General features: G+C 74.6%; 5 protein-coding genes and 1 pseudogene. 4 read left to right on the top strand and 2 right to left on the bottom strand.

Annotated features, from left to right (window positions below; genetic code table 11):
- The 4 genes and pseudogenes from C6N75_RS11805 to C6N75_RS11790 all read left to right on the top strand — a co-directional run.
- A pseudogene (locus tag C6N75_RS11805) lies at positions 1–469 on the top strand (rRNA cytosine-C5-methyltransferase); the annotation flags it as partial.
- 118 nt (positions 470–587) lie between these two features.
- Entirely contained in the window at positions 588–1,271 is a 684-nt protein-coding gene (gene rpe, locus C6N75_RS11800; protein WP_105868827.1) for a ribulose-phosphate 3-epimerase, read from the top strand.
- A 74-nt stretch (positions 1,272–1,345) separates the two neighbouring features.
- Positions 1,346–2,392, top strand: a complete 1,047-nt coding sequence (locus C6N75_RS11795) for a sugar-binding transcriptional regulator (RefSeq protein WP_181160444.1) — start codon at positions 1,346–1,348, stop codon at positions 2,390–2,392.
- A gap of 173 nt (positions 2,393–2,565) precedes the next feature.
- A complete protein-coding gene (locus tag C6N75_RS11790) occupies positions 2,566–4,008 on the top strand; it encodes a GuaB1 family IMP dehydrogenase-related protein (RefSeq protein ID WP_181160443.1) in 1,443 nt (480 codons plus the stop codon).
- 87 nt (positions 4,009–4,095) lie between these two features.
- On the opposite strand, the gene C6N75_RS11785 is transcribed toward C6N75_RS11790, so the two are convergent.
- Both C6N75_RS11785 and C6N75_RS11780 read right to left on the bottom strand, forming a co-directional pair.
- Positions 4,096–4,476 carry an ATP-binding protein gene (locus tag C6N75_RS11785; protein ID WP_105868824.1) on the bottom strand — a complete coding sequence of 127 codons (381 nt, stop codon included), beginning with the start codon at positions 4,474–4,476 and terminating at the stop codon, positions 4,096–4,098.
- Between the two features lie 95 nt (positions 4,477–4,571).
- On the bottom strand, positions 4,572–5,852 hold the full coding sequence (locus C6N75_RS11780) for a PP2C family protein-serine/threonine phosphatase (protein WP_105868823.1): 1,281 nt from the start codon (positions 5,850–5,852) through the stop codon (positions 4,572–4,574).
- Between the last annotated feature and the right edge of the window lie 49 nt (positions 5,853–5,901).

The following is a 5,901-nucleotide window of genomic DNA, read 5'->3' as shown; positions in this document are numbered from 1 at the left end:
CCGCGCCAGGCTGGTCGAGCGGGCGCTCGCCGGCAGCCCGGGGACGTACCAGGTGGTGACCGCCGACGGCACCCGCCCGCCGTGGGCGCCGGGCTCCTTCGACCGGGTGCTGGTGGACGTGCCCTGCTCCGGTCTGGGCGCGCTGCGGCGGCGGCCCGAGGCGCGCTGGCGCCGCCGCCCCGAGGACCTGGACAACTTCGCGCCGCTGCAACGCGCCCTGCTGACGCAGGCGCTGGCGTCGGTGCGGGTCGGCGGGGTGGTCGGCTACGCGACCTGCTCGCCGCACCTGGCCGAGACCCGCGCGGTGGTGGACGACGTGCTGAAGCGGACCGGCGGCGCCGAGCTGCTGGACGCCCGGCCGCTGATGCCCGGCGTGCCCGCCGTCGGCGACGGGCCGGACGTCCAGCTCTGGCCGCATCTGCACGGCACCGACGCGATGTACCTGGCGCTGCTGCGGCGCACCGCCTGACCGACGCGGGCGGACGCGGCGGGGATACGCCCCGGGATGCGGCAAGTGCCGGGCGCCCGGGGCGTCCGCGGGCGGCATCGCGTACGGAAAGCGCCGCAGGGCATGGCAGGCTTGGGCCATGGCGCAGATCAACCCCAGCATCCTGTCCGCCGACTTCGCCCGCCTCGCCGACGAGGCCCGCGCCGTCGAGGGATCCGACTGGCTCCATGTGGACGTGATGGACAACCACTTCGTGCCCAACCTCACCCTGGGCGTCCCCGTCGTCGAGTCGCTGCGCAAGGCGACCGACACCCCGCTGGACTGCCACCTGATGATCGAGGACCCGGACCGCTGGGCCCCGCAGTACGTGGAGGCGGGCGCCGGGTCGGTCACCTTCCACGTGGAGGCCGCCGCCGCGCCGGTGCGCCTGGCGCGGGAGATCCGGGCCAAGGGCGCGCGGGCGTCGATGGCGCTGAAGCCGGCCACGCCCATCGAGCCGTACGAGGACCTGCTGGGCGAGCTGGACATGGTGCTGATCATGACCGTGGAGCCGGGCTTCGGGGGCCAGGCGTTCCTGGACATCATGCTGCCCAAGATCCGCCGCACCCGGGACCTGGTCGCCCGGCACGGCCTGGACGTGTGGGTGCAGGTGGACGGCGGGGTCTCGGCGTCCACCATCGAGCGCTGCGCCGAGGCCGGCGCGGACGTCTTCGTCGCCGGCAGCGCGGTGTACGGGGCGGAGGACCCGGCCGCCGCCGTGCGCGGACTGCGCGAGCAGGCCGTCGCCGCCGCGAAGGGCGCCGCATGGGCGTGCGGCCACTGAACCACGGGCAGATGAACGAAGCCCCACAGGACCGATCACGGACCGCCCGATCTGCGAGGATGGCGGTCGGACGTGTGAACAGCAGTGAGGAGAGCGCGGTGTCTGGTATGTCGGCGGGTCGGCCAGCTCTGCGGATGGGACCCGCGGAGCTCGTACAGGCCGCGGCCATGGCCCGCCGTTTCTACCTGGAGGGCAAGTCCAAGATCCAGATCGCCGAGGAGTTCGGCGTCAGCCGCTTCAAGGTGGCCCGGGTCCTGGAGACCGCCCTGGAGCGCGACCTCGTCCGCATCGAGATCCGCGTCCCCGCCGAGCTGGACGCCGAGCGCTCCGACGCCCTGCGCGCCCGGTACGGGCTGCGGCACGCCGTCGTCGTGGAGTCCCCGCCGGAGGGCGAGGACGCCTCCCCCGACCCGGAGAACCTCGGCGAGGTGGCCGCGGACCTGCTCGGTGAGCTGGTCACCGAGGGCGATGTGCTCGGCCTGGCCTGGGGCCGCTCCACCATCCACATGGCCGCCGCCCTGGACCAGCTCCCGCCGTGCACGGTCGTCCAGCTCACCGGCGTGTACGACGCCGGCACCGCCGAGCGCGGCTCGGTGGAGGCGGTCCGCCGCGCCGCGCAGGTCTCCGGCGGCGAGGCGCACCCCATCTACGCCCCGATGCTGCTGCCCGACCCGGCCACCGCCGCCGCGCTGCGCAACCAGACCGGCATCGCCCGCGCCTTCGACTACTTCGACAAGGTCACCGTCGCCGCCGTGTCCATCGGCTCCTGGGAGCCGGGCATCTCCACCGTCCACGACATGCTCAGCGACGAGGAGCGTGCCCACTACGCCTCGCTCGGCGTCGCCGCCGAGATGTCCGCCCACCTCTTCGACGCCTCCGGGCGCCGGGTGGGCCGCGACCTGGTCGAGCGGTGCATCGCCGTCGAGGCCGACCGGCTGCGCCGCATCCCCGAGGTCGTCGCCATCGCGGGCGGCCAGCGCAAGGCCGCCGCCATCGGGGCCGTCCTGCGCTCCGGTCTGGTGACCAGCCTGGTCACCGACACCGCCGCGGCCGACCACCTGCTGACCGAGTTCACCCCCGGGCCACGGGCCGCGCTGGACCGGGCCGACCCCGACGAGTGAGCCGCCGCCCTCCCCGACGAGGGCCTGGAGGAAACGACAAGGGGGCCGGGCGGGGCCTGGAGGTTCTGTCCGAGGCTTACGCCCGGCCTGACGTGGGACAATGAAGTACGTGCGTCTTCCCCGGACTGATGACATGACCGGGGCCTACTCCGATCGACTGGGATGTTCAGCGCGTGCGTTTCCTCAATGACCTGAAGCCGCCGTACGACCTCACGTACGACGACGTGTTCATGGTGCCGAGCCGCTCGGCCGTGGGCTCCCGTCAGGGCGTGGACCTCTCCTCCCCGGACGGCACCGGGACCACGATCCCGCTGGTCGTCGCCAACATGACCGCGATCGCCGGCCGCCGGATGGCCGAGACCATGGCCCGCCGCGGCGGTCTCGTCGTCATCCCGCAGGACATCCCGATCGAGGTCGTCACCGACGTCATCTCCTGGGTCAAGAGCCGCCACCACGTGCTCGACACCCCCATCATCCTGGAGCCCCACCAGACCGTCGCCGACGCGCTGTCGCTGCTGCCCAAGCGCGCGCACAACGCCGGCGTGGTCGTGGACGAGGACCACCGGCCGGTCGGCGTCGTCACCGACCAGGACCTCAGCGGAGTGGACCGCTTCACCCAGTTGTCCGAGGTCATGTCCCGCGACCTGCTGCTGCTGGACGCCGACATCGACCCGCGCGAGGCGTTCAACAGCCTCGACCAGCGCAACCGCCGCTACGCCCCCGCCGTCGACGCCGACGGACGCCTGGCCGGCATCCTCACCCGCAAGGGCGCGCTGCGCGCCACCCTGTACACCCCGGCCGTGGACGCCAAGGGCAGGCTGCGGATCGCCGCCGCCGTCGGCATCAACGGCGACGTGGCCGGCAAGGCCAAGCAGTTGCTCGACGCCGGGGTGGACACCCTGGTGATCGACACCGCGCACGGCCACCAGGAGTCGATGATCGCCGCGATCCGCGTGGTCCGCGCGCTGGACCCGCAGGTGCCGATCGTGGCCGGCAACATCGTCGCCGCCGAAGGCGTGCGCGACCTCATCGAGGCCGGCGCCGACATCATCAAGGTCGGCGTGGGCCCCGGCGCCATGTGCACCACCCGCATGATGACCGGTGTGGGGCGCCCGCAGTTCTCCGCCGTCCTGGAGTGCGCCGCCGAGGCGAGGAAGTTCGGCAAGCACGTCTGGGCCGACGGCGGGGTCCGCCACCCGCGCGACGTCGCCATGGCGCTCGCCGCCGGCGCGTCCAACGTGATGATCGGCTCGTGGTTCGCCGGCACCTACGAGTCCCCGGGCGACCTCCAGCAGGCCGCCGACGGCCGGCTCTACAAGGAGTCCTTCGGCATGGCCTCCGCGCGCGCCGTGCGCAACCGGACCAGCGAGGAGTCGGCGTACGACCGGGCCCGCAAGGCGCTGTTCGAGGAGGGCATCTCGCACTCGCGGATGTTCCTGGACCCGGCCCGCCCGGGTGTCGAGGACCTGATCGACTCCGTCATCGCCGGCGTCCGCTCGTCCTGCACCTACGCCGGCGCGGGCTCCCTCGAGGAGTTCGCCGAGAAGGCCGTCGTCGGCGTGCAGAGCGCCGCGGGCTACGCCGAGGGCAAGCCGCTGCACGCAAGCTGGAGCTGACGACCGGGCCCCCGCTCAGGGGGTGCGTCGCCGGGGGGCCGTCCTCGCCTGGTGCGGGGGCGGCCCTCCGGCGTACCCGGGGCGGGCTCAGGCCGGGGCCATGGCCGGGCGGGTGCGGGCCCACACGGCGCGGACCGTCTTGCCGGCCTCGTGCGGGCGGACCTCCACCCGGCCGGCCAGGCGCTGCACCAGGTGCCAGCCGAATCCGCCGCCGCCGGTCATGTCCGGCGTACGCGGCACGGGGGCGGCCGGATTCGCGTCGTCCACCTCGACCGACAGCTCGTCGGCCGCCGCGCCCAGGCGCAGCCTCCAGCGGCTGCCGGCGTGGCGCAGGGCGTTGGCCGTCAGCTCGCTCACCACGAGTTGGACGGACGCGGTGTCGGCCCAGGGGCAGTGCTCGGCCAGGAAACGCGCGGTGGCCGCGCGCGCCGAGGCGGAGTCTGCGCAGGGCGGGATCTCGACAACCACAGGCGGCTCCTTCCGTCGTTCGGAAGTCGGATACCCGCCACCCGCGACCTCACCACCCCCGGTCGCGCATCTCCTCCGCGATTCGAGGCGCAGGCTCAGGGCCGGGAGCGGCGGACGGTGAGCGCCACCGTGTCGTCGGGGTGCAGCACCACCGTGTGCATCTCCTCCGCGATCGCCGCCGGCAGCTCCGCTATCGGCAGCGCGCGGTGCCGGCGGGCCGCCCGCACCAGCCGCTGCTCGCCCTCCCGCGGATCCCGGCGGGACTCGGTGAGCCCGTCGGTGTAGAGCACCAGCAGATCGCCCGGGCCCAGCCTGTCGTACAGCAGCTTCTCGCTGCCGGGCAGCGGGAAGCCGATGCCGCGGCCCCTGGCCTCCAGCAGCGAGCCGGCGCCGTCCCCGCCGCGCACCAGCAGGGCCGGCGGGTGGCTGCCGTTGGCCATGGCCAGCTCACCGGTGCGCGGGTCGATCCGCACCACCTGCACGGTGGCCATCAGCTCGTGGTCGAAGGTCGCCAGCACCTCGTCGGTGCGGGCCACCAGGGAGTCCAGCGGGTGCCCCTCCAGGGCGAGGGTGCGCACCGCGTGGGTGACGTTGAGCGCGGCGCGGGTGCTGGTGAGGCCGTGGCCGAGGGCGTCCACCAGGGTGATGTGCACGGTGCCGTCCGGCAGCACGAACCAGTCGTACAGATCACCGCCGGTGGGGGCGTCCTTCTCGGCCGGCTCGTAGTGCACGGCCATCTCCAGCCCGTCCACCGCCACCGGGGGCGGGCGCAGCGCGTCCTCCAACTGGCGCAGCATCCGGCCGTGGGCCTGGCGCAACTGCTCGTCCCGCTCCTCCAGTTGGACGTAGAGGGCCAGGACGCCGCTGTTGGTCTCGGACAGCTCGTGCTTGAGCTGCCGGTGGTCCTCGGCGAGGGCGTCCATCCGCTCCACCGCCGTGCTCAGCTCCTCCTCCAGCAGCTCGGCCGGCTGCGGACGGCCCGCCTCCCGCGGCGGCGGCCCGGCGGGCGCGGGGAGCCGCCAGACCGCGGCCGGCCCGGGGGTCTGCTCGGCGGGCAGCGGCAGGCCCTCCAGCGAGGGCCCCTCGGGGGCGTACGGCAGGTGCAGCCGGACGGTCAGCGCGTCGCCCTCGCCCTCGCTCTCGCCGCCACCGGCGCCGCCACCGGCGTCGGGGCCGGCGGCCGGGCGGGGCGGCTGCGGGGGCACCGTCTCCAGCAGCACGGGCCGACCCGCGGCCAGCTCGTCGGCGGCCACATGGGACGCGGACAGGGCCAGCCGGTAGCGGGTCTCGACCGGCAGACCGGCCCGGTGGGCCAGCAGGCGCAGCTCGTCGCGGAGCCCGGTGAGCGAGCTGTGGGTGGTGATCCGGGCGTTCATGCGTCTCTCCGGGCGGGGCCGAGCGGAAGGGCGGGGCCCAGCGGCGGGG

The organism is Streptomyces solincola, from assembly GCF_002982015.1.
In the GTDB taxonomy this organism is placed as follows: Bacteria; Actinomycetota; Actinomycetes; order Streptomycetales; family Streptomycetaceae; genus Streptomyces; species Streptomyces solincola.
Note: the sequence above shows the minus strand (reverse complement) of the source record. Positions and strands in the feature narration are given on the sequence as shown.